We start from the raw sequence: 19,946 nt of genomic DNA, 5'->3' as shown, positions 1-19,946 counted from the left end.
TAACTCGGTAACCGCCACGGATCCGCCGGGACGGTCCGGTGCGCGAGGGTGGCGGGGCCAGGGGGTACGGAGGGGAATCGATGGGGATCGGAGCGGACGGCCTGCTCGAGCGCGAGCCTGCTCTCGCCGTGCTCGACGCGGCCGCGAGCGCGGCCGCAGCGGGCCGGGGGAGCGTCGTGCTCGTCACGGGGGAGGCGGGGATCGGCAAGTCTTCCCTCGTCAGGGCGTGGTGCGCGAGCGCGGGCAGCCGCGTGCGCGTGCTGTGGGGGGCCTGCGACGACCTGGTGACCGCGCGCGCGTTCGGCCCGTTGCGGGACGCGACCTGCGGCACCGGCGGTCATCTGGAGGCCGTCCTGGCGGAGGGGGCGGGCGAGGCGGTGTTCGAGGCGGTGCTCGGCGAGATGAGCGGCGGGGAGCCGACCGCGTTCGTGGTGGAGGACCTGCACTGGGCCGACGACGCCACGCTCGACGTGCTCGGGTACCTGGCCCGGCGGATCGGGGACCTGCCGGCCGTGCTGATCGTGACGATCCGGGAGGGCGCGGTGCCCGAAGGCGACCCGGTGCACCGGTGGGTCGGCCGCCTCGCCGGCTGCCCGGTGCACCGGGTGGCGCCTGCGCCGCTGTCGGACGCCGCGGTGGACGTGCTCGCGGCCGGGAGCGGCTGGGACACCACGGCGCTCGTGGAGCTGACCGGGGGTAACCCGTTCTTCGTCACGGAGGTGCTCGCCGGGCGCGCCCCCGACCGCTTCTCCGTGCCTGCCTCCGTGGCCGATGCCGTGATCGCCCGGGTGGCGCAGCTGGGGCAGGAGTGCCGGGCGGACCTGCTGCAGCTGTCCGTCGTGCCGGGGACCGTCCCGTTCGAGCTGGTCGACGCGCTGCTGGGGGACCGCCTGGACGCGCTGGCCGAGGCCGAGGTCCGCGGGATGATCGAGGTGCGGCTCGACGGGGTGGCGTTCCGCCACGAGCTGGCCCGGCGCGCCGTCGAGGCGAGCCTGACCGGGCTGCACCGCCGGGCCCTGCACCGGGCCGTGCTGGCGGCGCTGCAGCGCTCACCCGTGCCCGACCTCGTGCGGATCGTGCACCACGCCACGGCGGCGGGCGACGTCGACGCGGTCGTCCGGTTCGCCGCGCGCGCCGGGCGCGAGGCGGCCGCCGCGGGGTCGCACCGGCAGGCGCTGGCCCACTTCGAGGCCGCCGTGGCCCACCTCGACCGCCTCGGGCCGCGGGAGCGGGCCGCGCTGCTCGACGACCACGCCTGGGAGCTGCACAACGCCCACCGTTTCGCCGACGCGCTGCGCGCGGGCGGGGCGGCCGTCGCCCTTTACACCCGGCTGGGCGAGCAGGTGGCGCTCGGCGAGGCAAGGGTCCGCCTCTCGCGTTACCACTACCTGGCGGGGAACACCGAGCAGGCACAGGTCGTCGCCCGGCAGGCGGTCGAGGACCTGCGCGGCGCAGGCTCGGCCGGGGCGACGGCGCACGCGCTGACCTACCACGGCGCCGCCCTCGCGCTCGGCGGCGACACCGCGGTGGCCAGCGCCGTGCTCGACGAGGCGCATGCCGCCGCGGAACGCTGCGGGCGGGAGGACCTCGCCGCGCTCTGCCTCAACTACCAGAGCATCGCCCGGCCGGGCCTGTCCGGCGAGGCCCGGATCGCCCTGGTCCGCGAGAGCCTGGAGCGGGCACTGGCGGGCGGCCACCACGAGGCGGCCGCGCGCGGCTACACCAACCTCGGCGAGCTGCTCCACCGCTACGGACGGCTCGCCGAGCTCGAGGCCTGCGTGACCGAGGGCCTCGACTTCACGACGGGGCGCGGGTTCTGGTCGCACGCCTACAACCTCTCCGTCCACCGCTGCCTGCTGCAGCTGCGCCGCGGCGAGTGGGACGCGGCAGGCGAGGGGCTCGCCGCGCTGGTCGACCGCGACGAGGACCCCGGAATGCTGCGGCTCTACGCCGAGCCCGCACACGGCAGGCTCCTGGCCCGGCGGGGCGACCCGGCGGCCGAGGACGTGCTGACCACGGCGTGGGAACGCGGGCGCAGGCAGGGATCGGTGCTCGGGCTCGCCTACACCGGCACCGCGCTCGTGGAGTGGGCCCTCCTGAACGGGCGCACCGACGTCGTCGCGGCCGTGCTCGACGAGTGGCGCCGCCACGCCGGCCGGCCCGCTGCGGAGCCGGCGTGGGCCGAGCTCCTGCGCTACGCGCAGCGCGCCGGCGTGCCGGTCACCCCGCTGCTCGACACCGTGCCCGAGGGCTGCCCGGAGCCGTGGGCCGCCGCGCTGCGCGGGGACTGGCGCGCCGCGGCCCGGGCCTTCGAGGCCGCGGGCGAGCCGTACGAGGCGGCGCTCGAGCTCATGGCGTCCGGCGCCGTCGAGCCGATGCTGCAGGCCGTGCGCGCGCTCGACGACCTGGGGGCCACCCCGGCGGCCTCCGCTGCGCGCCGCCGCCTGCGCGAGCTCGGGGTGCGCACCATCCCGCGCGGCCCGCAGGCGGCCACCCGCGCCCATCCGGCCGGGCTCACCAGCCGGCAGGCCGATGTGCTCGACCTGCTCGCCGAGGGCCTCACCAACGCCGAGATCGCGCAGCGGCTGGTGGTCTCGGTCCGCACGGTGGACCACCACGTCTCGACGATCCTCGGCAAGCTCGGCGTCCCGTCGCGGCGGCACGCATCGCGGCTGGCCCGCAGCCTGGCGAGCGCCTGATCGGAGCTGACGTTCCCCCGGACTCCCGCGTCCGGTGTACTGGTCGTCGTGACGACCGTGCTGCGCTGCCCGGTGGTGGTGGGCCGGGCGGGGGAGCTGGCCGAGGTGCACAGGCTGGTGGCCGCCACCGCGTCCGGGCGCGGGGGAGCGCTGGCCGTCGTCGGCGAGGCAGGCGTGGGCAAGACCCGGCTGCTCGACGCCGCAGCGTCCGCGGCGGCCGACGCCGGGCTGCTCGTGCTCAGCGGCCGCGCGGTGCAGGGCGGGGGCAGCTACCGGGCGATCGCCGAGGCGGTGGTCGGGCGGCTGGACGCGCCCGCCGTCCGGGAGTCCCCGGCCGTGCGTCCCTACCGAGCCGTGCTCGACGCCCTCGTCACCGGCGGTGCCGGGGCGGCCGACGGGGCCGACCCCGCGGTGGTGCTCGGGGAGGGCGTGCTGCGCGTCGTGTGCGCACTGGCCGCAGGCCGTGCCGGGTGCCTGCTGCGGCTGGAGGACCTGCACTGGGCCGACGAGGACACCCTCGCCGTCGTCGAGTACCTCGCGGTGGCCGTCCGCGACCGGCCGGTGCTCGTCGCCGTGTCGAGCCGGGACGAGCCGGCGGAGGCGGCAGCGGCCGCACGGCTGCGCGCGCTGCCCGGGATCACCGCGGTGCACGTGCGGCGGCTGGCCGAACCCGACGTCGCCGCACTCGCGGCCGCATGCCGCGGCGGGCGGCCGCTGCCGCCGGAGGTCGTCCGCGACCTGTACCGGCGCTCGGACGGCCTGCCGTTCCTCGTGGAGGAGCTGCTCGCCGAGCCGGGGCGGGAGGTGCCGCCGAGCCTCGAGGCGCTGGTCGCCGCCCGCCTCGCTGCCCTCGACGCGCCGGGGCGCACGGTCCTGCGTGCCGCCGCCGTCCTCGGCCCCGACCCGGACTGGGGGCTGCTCGCCGCGGTCAGCGGCGTCGCGGACGCCGACGTCGTGGGCGCGCTGCGCCGGGCCGTCGACGTCGGGCTGGTGGTGCGGGCCGACGCGGGCGCGCTGCGCTGGCCGCACGCGCTCGCCCGCGACGCCGTGCTCGCCACCCTGCTGCCCCCGGAGCGGGTGGTGCTCGCCGCGCGGGCCGCGCAGCTGCTCGCCGAGCGCGCCGGGCCGGACGACGAGCCGCGCGCCGCGGAGCTGTTCGCCGAGGCGGGCCGCCCACGGGACGCGGCGCGCGTGCTGCTGCGGCTGGCCCGGCGGGCCGCGGGCCGGGGCGCGTTGCACTCCGCGGACGCGCTGCTCGCCAGGGCGGCAGCGGCGGTGTCCGGGCTCGACGGGGAGATCGCCGGTGAGATCGTCCGGGAACGGGTGAGCGTGCTGACCCTCGTCGGGCGGGCCGACGAGGCGCTCGCCATCGGTGACGCCCACCTCGACGCGCTGACCGGGCCAGGGCCGACCGGCAGTGCACACGCCGAGCTGTGCCTGCGGCTCGCCCGCACGGCGGTGACCGCGGCCCGCTGGACCGCCGCGCAGGACTACGTCGAGCGGGCCGGGCGGCCGGACGACCCGCGCTCCACGGTGTTGCGCGCCGATGCGGCGTTCGGAGCGGGGCGGGCGGCCGAGGCGGCGGCGCTGGCGGCCGACGCCGTCACGCGGGCCGAGGAGGCCGGGGATCCCGCCGCGCTCTGCGAGGCTCTCGGGATCTCGGCGCGCACCACCTGGCAGACCGACCTCCCGGCGACCGCCGCGTCCTTCCGGCGCGCCGCACAGGTCGCCGCGGAGCACGGGCTCACGCCGTGGCGGGTCACCGCGCTCTTCGGCGTCGGGATGCTCGAGGCGCTCGACGGGGACGCCGTCCCGACCCTGCACCGGGCACGCGAGCTCGCCGCCGAGGCAGGCATGCTGGCCCAGCTCGCCTCGATCGACCTCATCGAGTCCGACCTCGTCCTGCACACCCGGGGGCCGATCGCGGCCCTGGACCTGGCCCTGCGTGGTGCCGACGCCGCGGCGCGGCTCCGGCTGCCCCAGCTGCGCACGCAGGCGCTCGAGCAGGTCGCGGCCTACCGGGCCGCCGCGGGCGATGCGGCCGGGGCGGCCGAGGTTCTGGCGTCGATCGGGCCGCGGCCGCCGTGGGCGAACCCGTTCCGCGGGTTCGCCACGGCGATGGAGGCCCTGCTGGAACACGACCTGCCGCGTGCGGTCGCGGCGATGAACCCCACGATGCCGCTCGTGCGCCGGGACCGCGGGATCGTGCTGCTCAGCCCGGTCGGGCTGTGGGTGCTGCTGCGCACCGCGGCCGACGACCGCGCAGCCGAGGCGCGCGCCGAGCTCACCGCGATGGCCGGCGGGCTCTCGAGCACGATCCGGGCGGGCATCGGCTACGCCGACGCGGTGATGGCCGGCCGGTCCGGCGGCCCGCAGGACGCGGTCGCGCACCTGCGGGCCGCCGATGCCGCCCTCGCGGGCCGGCCGTGGTGGCGCAGGCTGCTGCGGCTCGTGGTGCTGGGCTGCGCGATCGCCGATGGCTGGGGCGACCCGGTCGCCGAGCTGCGCGCCGACCTGGCGGCGCACGGGCAGGCCGGGGACGCCCATCTGGAGCGCGCCTGCCAGGACCTGCTGCGCCGCGCCGGGGCACCCACCCGGCGCCGGGGCCGCACCGCCGTGCCGCCCCGGCTCGCTGCGCTCGGCGTCACCGGCCGCGAGATCGACGTGCTGTCGCTCGTCGCCCGCGGCCTGACCAACGCCGAGATCGCCGAGCGGCTCGTGCTGTCACGCCGCACGGTGGAGACCCACGTGGCCAGCCTGCTCGCGAAGACCGGAGCGGCGAGCCGCCGCGAGCTCCGACGGTGGGCCGACGCGGGCTGAGCCGCCCGTGGTCAGCCCGCCAGCGCGACGGACAGGACCCGCCCGAGGGCCGTCTCGACCGCGTGCGTGAGGGCGGTGCCGTGGTCGTGGCAGGGGCCGTCATGGCGCCAGGCGACGATCCCGTCGGGCCGCACCAGCACGGCCGAGTCCGCCTCCAGCCGGTACGCGGCGCGCAGCATGCCCCGCGGGTCGGGGAGGTCCCGGCCGGCGGCCAGCACCTCGATCGGGACGCCTCGCGACCGGACGGCGGCGTGGCGCCACCCCGCACCGCCGGGGCCGGTGAGCACCGTCAGCCGGTCCTCGAACAGGTCGAGCACGCTCGCCCGCCGCCCGCGCCAGCGCACCCACACGTGCGGGGCCCGCTCACCGGGGCGGGCTGTGCGCGAGTGGCCCTGCGCGGGCGCGCCCCCGTCGTCGGCGAGGACCGGGGAGCGGTAGCTGCGCCCCAGGTCGGTCGGGAGGCCGTCGTCCGGCTCCCGTTCCTCGCGCAGCGATCGGGCGGCGAGCGCGCGCCCGAGCGGCTCCCGCTCGGCCGCGTAGCTGTCCAGGAGGGCGTCACCGGCCAGGCCGCGGATCGCCCACGCGAGCCGCCAGCCGAGCTCGTGACCGTCGTGGATCGCGGTGTTCATGCCGATCCCGCCCATCGGCGTCATGCGGTGCGCGGCGTCACCGACCAGGAAAGCCGGCCCGGACCGGACCGTGGCCGCCACGTCCGCCGCCATCGTGAACGCGCCTGCCGCGAGGAACTCCGGGTTCAACGCGGGGAGTCCCGTGGCGGTGCGCAGCAGCTCGGTCCAGCGGGCCGGGGTGTAGTCCGCGGCGCTCTCCCCGCGCTCGGGGAACCACCGCCGGGTGGCGGTCCAGCGGCCCGCGCCGACCGGGAGCAGCACGCACTCCGCGTCGGGGTGCTTGACGAACGTGATCCCCGGGAGCCTGCGGCCCACCAGCGCGCCCAGGTCGGGGCGGAAGAGCACGTTGACGAACTCGCCGAGCGAACCGAGGCGCTCCCACCCGATACCCAGCCCGGTTCGCACGGCGCTGCGCGGGCCGTCGGCGCCCACCACGTACCGGGCGCGCACCTGCCCGGCCGGCCCGAGCTCGGCCCGCACCCCGTCCGGGGTGGTGCGCAACGCCGTCAGCTCCGTGCCGAACCGGACCTCGCCGCCGAGCCTGCGGATCTCGTCGGCGAGGACGGGCTCGATGTGGTCCTGCGAGCAGAGCGCCGGGTACGCGGGGCTGACCGCGAGCGCCTCCCGCATCGACGGGTAGGTGAACGGCACCAGCTCGTCCGGCTCGGCCGCGAGCGTGTGCGCGACGCCGACGAGGGGGTCACAGTCGATCCCGCCGTCGCGGACCGCGCGGGCGACGCCCCAGAACCGGAAGAGCTCCATCGTGCGGGTGCTGACCCCGGTGGCGCGCGGGACGGTCGAGGTCCCCGCCCGCCGCTCGACGACGAGGACGCGGGCGCCGTGGCGCAGGACGGTGATCGCGGTGGCGAGACCGGCCGGGCCGGCGCCGACGACGAGCACGTCGGTGGTGGTGGGCATGGCGAGAAGGGTGCCGTCGGGCGCCGGTGCGGGCATCGGTAGCGGGTACCGAGGTTTCGGTAGCCGATACCGATCCGGCCCGTCCACCACGCGAGGACGCTGCGCTCCATGACTTCCATCTCCGTCGACCCGTCCAACGCCGGGCAGCTGCAGGCGTGGGACGGCACCGAGGGCGACTACTGGGCCGCCAACGCCGCCCGGTTCGAGAGGTCGCTCGCGGGCTACGACGACGCGCTGTTCGCCGCGGCCGCCGTCCGCCCCGGTCACCACGTGCTCGACGTCGGCTGCGGCACCGGCTCCACCACCCTGGAGGCGGCTCGGCGAGCGCCCGGCGGCACCGCGACCGGCATCGACCTGTCCGCGGCCATGCTCGCGATCGCCCGCCGCCACCACGGCGGGAACACCCGCTTCGTGCAGGGCGACGCCCAGGTCCACCCGTTCCCGGCAGCCGGGTTCGACGTGGTGATGAGCCGGACCGGTGCGATGTTCTTCGGCGACCCGCATGCGGCGTTCGCGAACCTCGCCCGCGCGACCCGCCCCGGCGGCCGGCTGGCGCTGCTCGTCTGGCAGGCCTTCGAGAACAACCCGTGGATGGTCACGATCACGACCGCCCTCGCCGCCGGCCGCGACCTGCCCGCGCCGCCGGAGGGCGCGCCCGGCCCGTTCGCACTCGCCGACCCGCACCGGATCCGCCGCCTCCTGGCCGGAGCCGGGTACTCCCGCGTCGAGCTCGCGGGCGTGCGGGCACCCCTGAACTTCGGACCCGACCCGGACACCGCCCACGCCCTGATCGCCGGGCTCCTGCACTGGATGGTCGCCGACCTCGACCCGCCCACCCGTGCCCGGGCGCTCGCCACCCTGCACGCGGCCGTGGCCGCCCACGAAACCCCGCGTGGCGTGGAGCTGGACTCGGCGGCCTGGCTGGTGACGGCGACCCGATCTTGACGCGCCTGCCCCGGATCAGGCGGCGTGGTGGCTCAGCGCGTCGAGGGCCTCGTCCACACGGGCGCGGTCGGTGCGGTGGTTGAGGACGCAGATCCGGCCGAACACGTGCCCGTCGATGCGGGTGCTGGACAGCAGCACCCGCCCCTCGGCGTTCACGCAGCTCGTCGACCCCGCGTCCGTGCTCGGGAGGCGGGCGGCGCACGGCGGGGTCGGCGAGCAGGTCGCCCACCCCGCTGTCATCGCGTGCCGGCGCGGCCGGCAACCGGTCGACCAGCTCGACGACGTGCTCGACGGCCGCGCAGCAGCGCGCGCAGCTCGGCCCCGGCGGGCTCGAGGGGGCGGGCCGGTGCGGCGGTGCAGGTTCGGGACGGCATGGGTCCATGGTCTGCCGGGCGGCGGCCGTGGGGATCGGTCACGGCTGCCCATCTCGCGGGGCTCCGTCAGCGGGCGCCGGTGGGCGCGACGAGCGCCGCGGCCTCCTCGGCCGCCGCGACCACGGCCCGTCCCGCGGCGGCCGCCCGGCCGGTGAGCCGCCACCACGCGATGCGCAGGCCGACGGCCGGCGTCGGCGGGAACACCCCGATCTGGCTGATGAGTCCGAGGTCGTCGCGCACGGCGGCGTGGCCGACCACCTCGCCGTCGCGCACGCGGAACAGGTGCACCTGGTCGACCGCGAAGGCCCGGCCGGTCGGCGGGATCACCTGCGTGAGCCGGCCATCGGCGAATTGCGTGAACGGCCCGGTGTGCGTGCCCCGGAACGTGATGTGCGAGAGCACGTGGTCGGCGTCGGCGAGCGAGGTGTGCTCGACTATCGCCAGGTCGGGGAAGGCGAAGCGCAACCAGGCGCTGGTGGCGAGCAACCCCGCAGGCCCGGGCAGCGCGCAGGCCGGGGGCTCGGCGGCGGCCTCGTCGTTGACGAAGTCGGGCGCCACCGACGCCGCGGCGGCGTCGGGGTCGCCGGTGGTGATCGCGTCGTACTGGAGGCGGACACGTCCCTGGGCGTTCACGGCGTCTCCTCGGACAGGCATGTGGTCATGCCGTCCAGATGTAGTCGAACGGGATGCGCCCCGGCATCGGCAGCGGCTGCCCACATCGGCGCCCCGGAGCCCGTGCGGCTCGGCCGGTAGCCTGACCGGCCGCGGACGAGGGGAGATGCGATGCTCGTGCTCACGGGCGCCCAGGTGGAGGGGCTGCTCGACCTCGACGAGCTGATCGACGCCCTCGCCGCCGCCATGGCCGACCTGAGCGCCGGGCGGGCGTCGGCGCCCGACCGCATCGCGGCCGCCGTCCCCGAGCACGACGGCCTGCTACTGGCCATGCCGGGTCACGTCCCCTCCGCCGGGGCGCTCGCGGCCAAGCTGGTGACGCTGTATCCGCGCAACGCGGGCACCGCGCTCCCGACGCACCAGGCCGTGATCGTCGTGTGCGACGCGGACACCGGCCGCCCGGCCGCGCTCCTGGACGGCGAGGTGATCACCGCCGCGCGCACGGGTGCCGCCTCCGCGCTGTCGGCGCGGCTGCTCGCGCGGGCGGACGCCGGGGTGCTCGCGATCCTCGGCACCGGTGTCCAGGCGCGGTCACATGCGCGTGCCGTGTGCCGGGTGCGCCCCGTCCGCGAGATCCGGGTGGCGGGGCGCGAGCCGGCGCGGGCGGCCGGTCTCGCCGCGGAGCTGGCCACCGAGCTGGGCGTGGTCACGCACGGCGCCGCGTCCTACGCAGAGGCGTTGGACGGCGCCGACATCGCGTGCGGCGCCACCGCCGCGGGGGAGCCTGCGATCCGGCGTGGCTGGCTCACGCCCGGCGTGCACATCACGTCGGTGCGCTTCGGCGGCCGTGAGATCGACGACGCCACCGTGGCGGACGCGCTGGTGTGCGTCGAGACGCGGCGCGCGGCCCTTGCGCCGTTCCCGGCGGGCGCCGCCGACCTGCTCGAGCCGATCCACGCCGGCGTGATCGGCGACGACCACCTGCACGCCGAGCTGGGCGAGCTGGTGGCGGGCACCGGGCCCGGTCGCACCACGGACGACCAGATCACCCTCTACAAGTCCGTCGGCGTCGCGGTGCAGGACGCGGCCGCAGCGGCGCTGGTGCTGCGCGCCGCGCGCCAGCGGGGCGTCGGGACCGACGTGCCGCTGTAGCGGCCGCGTCCCCGTCAGAGCGGCGACGGCTGCTGCGGAGTTCCTCCCGCCGCGGCGCCCGCCACGAGCGGCACGCCGCCGCCGAGGCGGACGAGGGCGCCGACGAGGCACGTGACCTCGCGGGCGGCGAGCTCCTGCTCCCACAGCGCGAGCCGGGCACCGGTGAGCACGTCGCCGCCGCGCAGCCCGACCAGCGCGCCCGCGTCGACCACGGCGACGACGCCCCGCATCGTGAGCGAGGCGGACAGGGCGAACTGCAGGGTCGTGACGGCGGTGCCGTCGACGACCACCTCGACCGCCAGCGGCTGCGACCACGTGATCTCGTGCTCGGCGAGCACGACGTCCTCGGGGGCACCGGGAGTGTCGCGTGTGCGTTCCGCCGCCTCGACGAGCTCCCGGTAGCGGCTCCACGCGCCGAGCGCGAGCTCACCGAGATCGATCTGGAGCGCCGCCCGCACGACCTCGGCGACGCGTTCCTCGAGCGCCGGGTACGTCGCCGCCGCGAACTGCCCGATGCCCGCGAGCGCCCGCCGGCCGACGTGCGCGGCACCCAGCGCGCGTTCCATCCACTGCGGGTCGGCCTCACCGAGCAGTGCGGCCACCGTCCACGGCGTCTCCACTGGTCACTCCTCCGATCGGTGCACCGAGAGCACGCCGGGTTCGACGCGCACGACCACGCGCAGCGCCACGGTGCGCTCGGGCCCGCGCGGGCGGACGTCGAGCAGGCCAGGGGGCGCTGGTACCGCGAGGGCCGCGACGGACGGCGCGCGGGACGGCCGGCGCGACCGCCTGCGGACCGCACGGGTGAGCCAGACGAGCCCGAACCCGACCACGAGGGCACCGGCGAGCGCCGCGAGCAGTACATCCGAGCCGCTGGACGTGAGCGCTGGTGATCCGGACACCTCGGGCGGCCGGGCCGGCGTCGGCGCGATCCCCGTCGGGGACGGCTCCCCGGTCGGCTCCACGGTCGGTGGCCGCTCCGTGGTCGGTGGCGGACCGGTGGTCGGTGGCGTGGTGGTCGGCTCGGGCGGCACGACCACGACGAGCACGGCGGACTCGACGATCTCGTCGAACCCGGGGCCGGGGCGGCAGGAGGCGCTCACCTCGTAGAAGGGCTCGGCCCCGGCGTCGGCCGGCACGGTGATCGTGGTCGCGAACGAGCCGTCGTCCTCGAGCGTGGCCTCGCCGAGCCCCTGCGGGGCCTCCTCCGACTCCCAGCGCAGGATCACCGGGGGCGGTTCGACCGGATGCGGATCGACCGAGATGTTCTCGGGATCGGGGGTCGGCTCGGGCGTGCTCGTGGGCTCCGGCGGGATGCAACCCGTGTAGCCGCGTCCGATGACACCGACCTCGGCACCCGGCGCGGCCTCCTGGGCGCTCAGCTCGAGCTCGGGGACGTCGGGCGGGGACGCCGGCAGGACCGGGACGACGAGTGCGACGAGCAGCCCGGCAAGCCCCACCATGACCGTCTCCCCCCGATGCCTGCATTGTCGAGGCGGGGAAGGCGCCGCTGATACAGCCGATCCGGGAATCTCAGCCGGGAACGTGCAACAGGTAGTCGTTGCCTGCCGGGTTCCACGCCATGCCGATCAGGTTGCGGGCCCGCGCGGCCTTGGCGAACGACAGGAACGTGTTGAAGCCGTAGCGCTTCTCGCTGAAGTCGGGCCGCCGCTTGCGCAGCTGGTCCTTCAGCCCGCTGAGCGGGGGCCGGGACCCCGACGCCTGCAGGTGCCGGATCACGTCGACGAGCAGTGCGAAGGCCTCGTCGACCTCCGAGCCGTCCTCGAGGAACGTCACCTCGGGGTCGCCCTGCGCCGACCCGGTCCGCAGCTGGAGGACGTGCTCGCTCTCCAGGTGGCGCAGGAGCTCGCCGAACCCGCGGAAGCCGTGGTCGGCCTCGTCGAACGTGGGGTCCTTGCGCAGGACGGCGCGCTTGAGCCGGGAGGCGAGCACCGGCCCGTCGACGTGACGCTGCAGACCGGCGAGGGTCCGGGTGATGAGCAGCTGGGGGTCGCCGTCGCCGGCCTGCGCCGGCTCGTCGGCCACCGGTGGTGCCGGCTCCTCGACCGGTACCCCGACCGGCTCCCCGACAGGCTCCACGACCGGCGGCTCGGCCGAGGCCGCCGGGCGGGACCGGGCCCGGCCGCGGCGGGCAGGCTGCCCCGGCTCGACCCCGGGAAGGCGGTCGTAGAAGAGGAACTCGTCGCAGGCCGGCGGCAGCAGCGCCGACGTGGAGGACTGCACGCCGATCCCGATCACCCGCTTGTCCAGCTCCCGGAGCTTGTGGACCAGTGGCGTGAAGTCGGAGTCGCCGGTGCCGATCGCGAACGTGGTGATGAACCCGCGCGCGAAGGCGAGCTCGATCGCGTCGACGGCCATCTTGATGTCGGCGGCGTTCTTGCGGGAACCGCCGATGCGCTGCGGGATCTCGATGAGCTCCACCTGCGCCCGTGCCAGCAGCCTGCGGTCCTCGTCGAAGCCGGACCAGTCGGCGTAGGCCCGCCGGGCCACCACCCGCCCGCGCTCGGCGAGCGCGTCGGCCACCGGCCCGAAGTCGAACGGGGTGACGCCGAGCCCGTCGCGCGCCCCGATCGCCAGGTTCTCGTAGTCGAGGAACAGGGCGATGCGTTCGTCGTCATTGATCACTGCGGGCTCTCCAAGGGATGGGGTTTCCGCAGACTAGAGGGGGTGTCGGTCGGCGGCAGGGCCGGGCGCGGCCTGGAGGCGGCGGCGCAGCGAGTCAAGGTCCGACCGCGCCGCGCTCGTGCCGGTGAGGAAACGCATCACGAGGTCGGCGAACCGGGCCGGCTGCTCGACGTGCGGGAAGTGCCCGGCCCCGTCGAAGATCTCCAGGTGACTGCCGGGGAGCAGGTCGTGGGCGCTCGTGGTGTGGTCGACCGGGATCACCGAGTCCTCGCTGCCGCCGACGAGCAGCACCGGGACGTCGGCGAGCAGGTAGAGCCGCTCGGTGCCCTCCAGGCGCTGGCCCGACAGGTTCAGGGCGCCGCGCACGGTCTGGGCGAACGCGCCGCGGGCGCCCCGGTCGGTGAACGAGGCGACGGCGGTGGCCAACCCGACGAGGTCGGGGCGGTCGAGCGCCGGGACCATCCGGCGGGCGAGCCGGGTCAGCCAGGGCGGAGTGATCGCCGGGAGTGCCCGGAGGACCATCGAGGTGCCCGGCAGGGTCGCCGCGCGCAGCGCGACGTTGACCGCTCTGCCGAGGCCGCCGCTGGACACCAGGACCAGGCGCTGCGCCAGCTCCGGGAACTGGTAGGCGAACTGCATCGCGACACCGCCCCCGAAGGAGTGCCCGGCGACGGTGGCGCGGTCGAGTCCGAGGGTGATCAGCAGGTCGCGTACACCCGCCGCGTACGCCCCCAGGGAGTAGTCGCCGCTGCGCGGCTTGGCGGACCGCCCGTGGCCGAGCAGGTCGGGCGCGATGACGTGGGCGTGCCTGCCCAGGAGCGGCAGCACACCCGCCCAGGTCTGCGAGCTGCTGGCCAGCCCGTGCAGCAGCACCACGACGGGCCCGCCGCTGTCGGCGCCTGCTTCGAGGAAGGCGACCGGCCGGCCGTGCAGGGTGGTCTCCCGCGCTGCGACGGGGACCGGGGAGAGCGAGCGGGGGGCCGAGGTCGTCGACATGGAAGGGCTCCCGATGGGGTTCGGCGGCCGGATGGTCGTGCGTGCGGGACCCGAGGCCCGCGAACGGCAGGAGCCCGCCTCCACGAGGGAGGCGGGCTCCTGTAGGACCGAGCTGTGGATCAGATGACGCGGACGCCCGTGGCCTGCGGGCCCTTGGCGCCCTGGCCGATCGTGAACTCCACGCGCTGCCCCTCGTCGAGGCTGCGGAAGCCGCCCGCGTCGATCTCGGAGTAGTGCACGAAGACGTCAGCGCCCCCGCCGTCCTGGCTGATGAAGCCGAAGCCCTTCTCGCCGTTGAACCACTTGACGGTTCCCTGTGCCATGAACTGCTCCTCGCAGGTCAGTTGGCCCCGCACCGTGCGGGACCGGCCGGCCACGATGGGTGCCCCGGCGTCCTTGTGACGCCTGGACCGAACCACCGACTTGTTCCTGCGGGCGTGCAGAACACGAGCACCGAAACTTGACGACCTGATGCGTACAACTCCCCGGGACCGTGATGTGTTCCGGTTTCGCGGAGTTTTTTTCCGTCAGCGCCGTCTTTCAGCGTTGTCGCTGGTCCTTGAGCCGCTGCAGCTTGCCCACCGACCGTTCGAGCGTCTCGGGGTCCACGACTTCGCACCGGACGCTCACCCCGACCGTGTCCTTGACGGCCGCGACGAGATCACCGGCCGCGGCGGCGCGCCGGTCGGGTGGGCAGTCGGGCCGGGCCTCAACGCGCACGGTGAGGGCGTCGAGGCGGCCCTCGGTGGTGAGGACGAGCTGGAAGTGCGGCGCTAGCCCAGGGGTGCGCAGCACGATCTCCTCGATCTGGGTGGGGAAGACGTTCACACCCCGCAGGATGATCATGTCGTCGCTGCGGCCGGTGATCTTCTGCATCCGCCGCATCGCAGGCCGCGCGGTGCCGGGCAGCAGCCGGGTGAGGTCGCGCGTGCGGTAGCGGATGATCGGCAGCGCCTCCTTGGTGAGAGAGGTGAACAGCAGCTCGCCCTCCTCGCCATCGGGCACGGGCACACCGTCGAGCGGGTCGATCACCTCCGGGTAGAAGGCGTCCTCCCAGATGTGCAGCCCGTCCTTGGTCTCCACGCACTCCTGGGAGACGCCCGGGCCCATCACCTCCGACAGGCCGTAGATGTCCACCGCGTGCATGTCCATGCGGTTCTCGATCTCGACGCGCATCTGCTCGGTCCACGGCTCCGCACCGAAGATCCCGACCCGCAGCGACGAGGAGGCCGGGTCGATGCCCTGCTTCTCGAACTCGTCGATGAGCGTGAGCATGTACGACGGGGTGACCATGATGATCTCGGGGCGGAAGTCCTGGATCAGCTGCACCTGGCGCGAGGTCATCCCACCCGACACCGGGATCACCGTGGCGCCCAGCTTCTCGGCGCCGTAGTGCGCGCCCAGCCCGCCGGTGAACAGCCCGTACCCGTAGGCGACGTGCACCTTGTGCCCGGGGCGCCCGCCCGCCGCACGGATCGAGCGGGCCATCAGGGCGGCCCAGGTGTCGATGTCGCGCTCGGTGTAGCCCACCACCGTCGGCTTGCCCGTGGTGCCCGACGACGCGTGGATGCGCCGCACCTGGTCCTGCGGGACCGCGAACATCCCGAACGGGTAGTTGTCGCGCAGGTCGGCCTTGGACGTCGTGGGGAACTTCGCGAGGTCGGCCGGCTCCCCGCAGTCGTCGGGATGCACCCCGGCAGCGTCGAACTTCGCGCGGTAGAACGGCACGTTCTCGTAGGCGTGCCGCAGGGTCCAGCGCAGGCGTTCCAGCTGCAGCGCCCGCAGCTCGTCGAGGGACATCCGCTCGGCCGGGTCCAGCAGCTCGGCGGACGGCGCTTCTCCGAGCCGCCGGTCGATCGTCGTCACCGCTACCCCTCCTCCTGTGCCGACTTCGGTGCCGACTTCTTGGCCACCAGGGTCAGCACGTCGTACCGTGCCACCGACTCGCCGTCCTGGCGCGTCACATCGGCGTCCCAGCGCACCTCGCCGTACGCGGCTGTGTCGCGCGGGGTGAGCTGCTTGCAGGTGAGCGTCACCGTCAGCTCGTCGCCGAACCTGACGGGCGTGAGGAAGCGCAGGTCGTCGACGCCGAAGTTGGCCAGCACCGGGCCGGGGTCCGGATCGACGAACAGGCCCGCGGCGAGCGACACCACGAGGTAGCCGTGCGCTACGCGCTCGCCGAAGAGCGGGTTGGCCGCGGCGGCGTCGGCGTCCATGTGGGCGTAGAAGGTGTCGCCGGTGAACTCGGCGAAGTGCTCCACGTCCTCCTGCGTCACGCGGCGCGGGCCGGCGACGATCGTGTCGCCCACCCGCAGCTCCTCCAGGTGCTTGCGGAACGGGTGGACGTCGGTGACGGTCCGCTGCGAGCCGCGCACCCAGCGGCCGGTGATCGCGGTGAGCGTGTCCGGGTCGGCCTGCACGGCCGTGCGCTGCATGTGGTGCAGCACGCCGCGGATGCCGCCCATCTCCTCGCCCCCGCCCGCGCGACCGGGGCCGCCGTGCACCAGCGCCGGGAGCGGGGAGCCGTGGCCGGTGGACTCCTTCGCGTCCTTCTCGTTCAGCACCAGCAGGCGCCCGTGCCAGGGGGCGACGCCGAGCACCACCTGCCGGGCGAACGCCGGGTCGGCGGTGACGATCGAGCCTGCGAGGCTGCCCTGCCCGCGGGCGGCGTAGTCGATCAGCTGTTCGGTGCTCGTGTAGGGCAGCACGGTGGAGACCGGGCCGAAGGCCTCGACCTCGTGCGGTTCGGCCCGCTCGGGTTCGCCGACCAGCAGGATCGGCGAGATGAACGCGCCGCGCTCCGGGTCGGCGTCGACCACGTCGACCTTCTCCGGGTCGCCGAACACGATCCGCCCGGCGTCGGCGAGCGCCTTGACGCTGCGGCGCACCTCCTCGCGCTGCTCCAGGCTGGCAAGGGCCCCCATCCGCACGCCCTCGTTCGCCGGGTTGCCGATCGTGGTGCGCGCCAGCCGGGCCGCCACGGCCTCGACCACGGCGTCGACGTGCTGCCCGGGCACGAAGGCGCGGCGGATGGCGGTGCACTTCTGGCCCGCCTTGACCGTCATCTCGGTGACGACGCCCTTCACGAACAGTTCGAACTCGGCCGAGCCCGGCGCCGCGTCGGGACCGAGCACGGAGAGGTTGAGGGAGTCGGCCTCGGCGGTGAACCGCACCGCGCGCTGCACGACGGTGGGGTGCGTGCGCAGCTTCGCGGCGGTCGAGGCCGAGCCGGTGAAGGAGACGAGGTCCTGCTCGGTGAGCTGGTCGAGGAGGTCACCGGTGCCGCCCGCCACGAACTGGAGCGAGCCCTCCGGCAGCAACCCGGACCCGACGATCAGCTCCACCAGCTCGGCGGTGAGGAAGGCAGTGGGGCTGGCCGGCTTGATCAGTGTGGGCACGCCGGCGAGGAACGCGGGCGCGAGCTTCTCCAGGGGCCCCCACACCGGGAAGTTGAAGGCGTTGATCTGCACCGCCACGCCGTGCAGCGGGGTGCAGACGTGCTGGCCGACGAACGTGCCGCCGCGCCCGAGCGGCTCGACGGCGCCGTCGACGTAGAAGGTGTCGTTGGGCAGCTCGCGGCGCCCCTTCGAGGCGTACGCGAGCAGCACGCCGATGCCGCCGTCGACGTCGAACCTGGAGTCGCCGAGGGTGGCCCCGGTCTGCGCCGAGACGGCGTAGAGCCGCTCCCGGTGTTCGCGCAGGTGCTGGCCGAGCGCCTTGAGCAGGGCCGCACGCTGGTGGAAGGTGAGCTCCCGCACCGCGGGTCCGCCCACCCGCCTGCCGTGCTCGAGCGCGGCGGCGAAGTCGATCCCGGCCGAGGAGATGCGCGCGATCTCGGCGCCGGTCACCGCGTCGTGCAGCGGCCGGCCCTCCCCGGTCGGGCGGTGCCAGCCGCCGCTCACGTAGCTGCGCAGGACGGGCGCCATCGGCGGGCCTCCGTTGGTCTCGCTCAACCGACCGTTCGTTCGGGGGCCGACGCTAGCACCATCGGTGTGCGCATCCCAGATCCCGATTCCGACGAACGGCGCGTTCGTCGGTACCTAGTGCTCCCCGCCGGAGGTTCGTCAAGGATCTCGGCGGCCCAGCTCCACGCTGGACGCACCGGCGACCAGCCCGAGTACGCCCGGTACGAGGGCTGTCCGCCGGCACTCCCAGCGAGAAGCTGGATCCACCGATACCCCCGACGAACCTCCGGCGGGAAGCACTAGCCGACCAACGCGCCGTTCGTCGGAACGCGAGGGGCGACCGATCGTTCGGTTGGCCTTACGCTGGCGCGATGACCGATGATCCGGCCGTCGCCGTCTCGCGGGAGGGGGCCGTCGCCGTGCTCACCCTGCAGCGGCCCGCGCGCTACAACGCCCTCACCGTCGAGCTCAAGAACGCGTTCCTCGCCGCGCTCGGCGAGCTCGCGGCCGCAGACGACGTGCGTGCCCTCGTGCTCACCGGTGCGGGCAAGGCGTTCTGCGTCGGGCAGGACCTGGGCGAGCACGCCGAGGCGCTGCGCCGCGACCCGGCCACCGCCTTCGACACCGTTACCGAGCACTACAACCCGATCGTCCGCGGGCTCACCGACCTGCCGTTCCCGGTGATCGCCGCGATCAACGGGCCGTGCGTGGGGGCGGGCATGGGCTTCGCGCTCGCCTGCGACCTGCGCGTCGCCGCGGCCGGGGCGTCGTTCTCGACGGCGTTCACCGGTATCGGGCTCACGGCCGACTCCGGGCTCTCGGCGAGCCTCGCCCACGCCGTCGGCGTCTCGCGCGCGCTCGAGCTGCTGCTGCTCGGCGAGAGCTTCACCGCCGAGGACGCGCAGGCATGGGGTCTCGTGCGCACGGTCGTGCCGGCCGATGAGGTGCTCGCGACCGCGCTGGAGCTGGCGCGCCGGCTCGCGGCGGGCCCGACCAGGGCCTACGCCGAGGTCCGCCGGGCGGTTCGGCACGGCGCGACGGCGCCGCTGGACGACGTGCTGGCCGCGGAGGCCGCCGCGCAGGGCCGGCTCGCCGTGACCGGCGACCACGTGCAGGCCGTCGCCGCGTTCCTGGAGAAGCGACGCCCGACGTTCGAGGGCCGGTGACCGGGGTGAGCGAGCGCCGGCGAGTGAACCGTGGGCACAGCGCCCGCGAGGCCGTGCGATGAGCACCCAGACCGGCGGGCGCGTCCGGCGGCAGAGCCACGGCCCGGGGTCGCTGCTCGACGTGGCGGTGGGGGAGTTCCTCACCCGCGGCTACGACGCCACGTCGATGGAGGACCTCTCCCGCGCCGCCGGGATCACGAAGTCGTCGTTCTACCACCACTTCAGCGGGAAGGAAGCGCTGCTGCGGGCGGCCCTGGAGCGCGCGCTGGACGGGCTGTTCGCGGTGCTCGACTCCGACGGGGCGCGCACCGGCACCCCCCTCGAACGGCTGCACCACATCGTGCGCGGGCAGGTCGCCGTCCTCGTGGCGGAGCTGCCCTACGTCACCGTGCTGCTGCGGGTGCGCGGCAACACCGAGTCGGAGCGCTGGGCCATGGAGCGCCGCCGCGAGTTCGACGCGCACATCGCGGCGCTGGTGCGGGAGGCCGTCGAGGCGGGAGAGCTGCGCAAAGAGGTCGATCCGGCGCTCGCGGCGCGGCTACTGTCCGGCCTCGTGAACTCCGTCGTCGAATGGGCCCGCCCCGACCGCGACCCGCACGCCCTGCCCGACGCCGTCGCCCGCGCCGCGTTCGAGGGCATCCTCCCGGCGCGCGGATGAACGTCGAGCTGCGCGCCCGCCCCGCCGTCGACGACGCCGAGCTGTCCGGGCTCCACGCCCGCGCCTTCCGGGGAACGCCGCAGGTGCAGCCGTGGGCGCAGCGGCTGGCGCGGCACAGTCTCACCTGGGTGGGGGCGTTCGACGGCGGGCGGATGGTCGGGTTCGCGAACGTCGCGTGGGACGGCGGGGTCCACGCCTTCCTGCTGGACGTCGTGGTGGAGCCCGAGCGGCAGGGCGAGGGCATCGGCGCGGCCGTCGTGGCCGAGGCCGCGCGGCTCTCGGGCGCCGCGGGCTGCGAGTGGCTGCACGTCGACTTCGTGCCCGAGCACGCCGCGTTCTACCTCGATCGCTGCGGCTTCACCCGCACCGACGCAGGCGTCGTCGAGCTCACGGGCTGAGGGCGGCGCCCACCGCCTTGCGCGGGTG

The 19,946-nt window shown here is 75.5% G+C and carries 17 protein-coding genes; 7 read left to right on the top strand and 10 right to left on the bottom strand.

The features are described from left to right. The first annotated feature begins 80 nt into the window (after window positions 1-80). Window positions 81-2,699: an ATP-binding protein gene (locus tag FHX44_RS38485; RefSeq protein ID WP_147260259.1), complete on the top strand. Its 2,619-nt coding sequence runs from the start codon at window positions 81-83 to the stop codon at window positions 2,697-2,699. Window positions 2,700-2,747: 48 nt separating this feature from the next. Beyond that, entirely contained in the window at window positions 2,748-5,519 is a 2,772-nt protein-coding gene (locus FHX44_RS38480; protein WP_147260258.1) for an ATP-binding protein, read from the top strand. An 11-nt stretch (window positions 5,520-5,530) separates the two neighbouring features. On the opposite strand, the gene FHX44_RS38475 is transcribed toward FHX44_RS38480, so the two are convergent. Beyond that, a complete protein-coding gene (locus FHX44_RS38475) occupies window positions 5,531-7,102 on the bottom strand; it encodes an FAD-dependent monooxygenase (protein WP_147260257.1) in 1,572 nt (523 codons plus the stop codon). 72 nt (window positions 7,103-7,174) lie between these two features. Here FHX44_RS38475 and FHX44_RS38470 point away from each other — a divergent pair, with 72 nt between their 5' ends. Next, window positions 7,175-8,011, top strand: coding sequence for a class I SAM-dependent methyltransferase (locus FHX44_RS38470; protein ID WP_147260256.1), 837 nt, complete (start codon window positions 7,175-7,177; stop codon window positions 8,009-8,011). A gap of 15 nt (window positions 8,012-8,026) precedes the next feature. Here the strand turns inward: FHX44_RS38470 and FHX44_RS42510 are convergent, their stop codons facing one another. Together FHX44_RS42510 and FHX44_RS38465 are read right to left on the bottom strand one after the other, a co-directional pair. Beyond that, window positions 8,027-8,167 carry a hypothetical protein gene (locus FHX44_RS42510; protein ID WP_170309215.1) on the bottom strand — a complete coding sequence of 47 codons (141 nt, stop codon included), beginning with the start codon at window positions 8,165-8,167 and terminating at the stop codon, window positions 8,027-8,029. A 284-nt stretch (window positions 8,168-8,451) separates the two neighbouring features. After that, window positions 8,452-9,018 (bottom strand): ester cyclase, encoded by a 567-nt coding sequence (locus tag FHX44_RS38465; protein WP_212612842.1) that lies wholly within the window; start codon window positions 9,016-9,018, stop codon window positions 8,452-8,454. 150 nt (window positions 9,019-9,168) lie between these two features. Between FHX44_RS38465 and FHX44_RS38460 the strand changes: the two genes are divergently transcribed. After that, window positions 9,169-10,149, top strand: coding sequence for an ornithine cyclodeaminase family protein (locus tag FHX44_RS38460; protein ID WP_147260254.1), 981 nt, complete (start codon window positions 9,169-9,171; stop codon window positions 10,147-10,149). Window positions 10,150-10,163: 14 nt separating this feature from the next. On the opposite strand, the gene FHX44_RS38455 is transcribed toward FHX44_RS38460, so the two are convergent. From FHX44_RS38455 to paaZ, 7 genes are all read right to left on the bottom strand, one after another. Beyond that, window positions 10,164-10,769: a hypothetical protein gene (locus FHX44_RS38455; protein ID WP_147260253.1), complete on the bottom strand. Its 606-nt coding sequence runs from the start codon at window positions 10,767-10,769 to the stop codon at window positions 10,164-10,166. Window positions 10,770-10,772: 3 nt separating this feature from the next. Then, on the bottom strand, window positions 10,773-11,612 hold the full coding sequence (locus FHX44_RS38450; protein WP_147260252.1) for a hypothetical protein: 840 nt from the start codon (window positions 11,610-11,612) through the stop codon (window positions 10,773-10,775). A 70-nt stretch (window positions 11,613-11,682) separates the two neighbouring features. Continuing rightward, window positions 11,683-12,795, bottom strand: coding sequence for a PIN domain-containing protein (locus FHX44_RS38445; RefSeq protein ID WP_212612841.1), 1,113 nt, complete (start codon window positions 12,793-12,795; stop codon window positions 11,683-11,685). Window positions 12,796-12,828: 33 nt separating this feature from the next. After that, entirely contained in the window at window positions 12,829-13,791 is a 963-nt protein-coding gene (locus FHX44_RS38440) for an alpha/beta fold hydrolase (protein ID WP_147260251.1), read from the bottom strand. A 119-nt stretch (window positions 13,792-13,910) separates the two neighbouring features. Next, window positions 13,911-14,114, bottom strand: coding sequence for a cold-shock protein (locus FHX44_RS38435; protein WP_147260250.1), 204 nt, complete (start codon window positions 14,112-14,114; stop codon window positions 13,911-13,913). 217 nt (window positions 14,115-14,331) lie between these two features. Beyond that, window positions 14,332-15,591, bottom strand: coding sequence for a phenylacetate--CoA ligase PaaK (gene paaK / locus FHX44_RS38430; protein ID WP_147261810.1), 1,260 nt, complete (start codon window positions 15,589-15,591; stop codon window positions 14,332-14,334). Window positions 15,592-15,659: 68 nt separating this feature from the next. Next, on the bottom strand, window positions 15,660-17,717 hold the full coding sequence (gene paaZ / locus FHX44_RS38425; protein WP_147260249.1) for a phenylacetic acid degradation bifunctional protein PaaZ: 2,058 nt from the start codon (window positions 17,715-17,717) through the stop codon (window positions 15,660-15,662). 350 nt (window positions 17,718-18,067) lie between these two features. On the opposite strand from paaZ, the gene FHX44_RS38420 reads away from it, so the two are divergent. The 3 genes from FHX44_RS38420 to FHX44_RS38410 are packed head-to-tail and all read left to right on the top strand — an operon-like array spanning window position 18,068 to window position 19,918. Beyond that, window positions 18,068-18,862, top strand: a complete 795-nt coding sequence (locus FHX44_RS38420; RefSeq protein WP_147260248.1) for an enoyl-CoA hydratase/isomerase family protein — start codon at window positions 18,068-18,070, stop codon at window positions 18,860-18,862. A 58-nt stretch (window positions 18,863-18,920) separates the two neighbouring features. Continuing rightward, window positions 18,921-19,520, top strand: a complete 600-nt coding sequence (locus FHX44_RS38415; protein ID WP_147260247.1) for a TetR/AcrR family transcriptional regulator — start codon at window positions 18,921-18,923, stop codon at window positions 19,518-19,520. Continuing rightward, window positions 19,517-19,918 (top strand): GNAT family N-acetyltransferase, encoded by a 402-nt coding sequence (locus tag FHX44_RS38410; RefSeq protein WP_147260246.1) that lies wholly within the window; start codon window positions 19,517-19,519, stop codon window positions 19,916-19,918. Before FHX44_RS38415 ends, FHX44_RS38410 begins: the two co-directional genes overlap by 4 nt. Window positions 19,919-19,946: the final 28 nt, after the last annotated feature.

Origin of the sequence: Pseudonocardia hierapolitana (assembly GCF_007994075.1) — a bacterium.
GTDB lineage: Bacteria > Actinomycetota > Actinomycetes > Mycobacteriales > Pseudonocardiaceae > Pseudonocardia > Pseudonocardia hierapolitana.
Note: the sequence above shows the minus strand (reverse complement) of the source record. Positions and strands in the feature narration are given on the sequence as shown.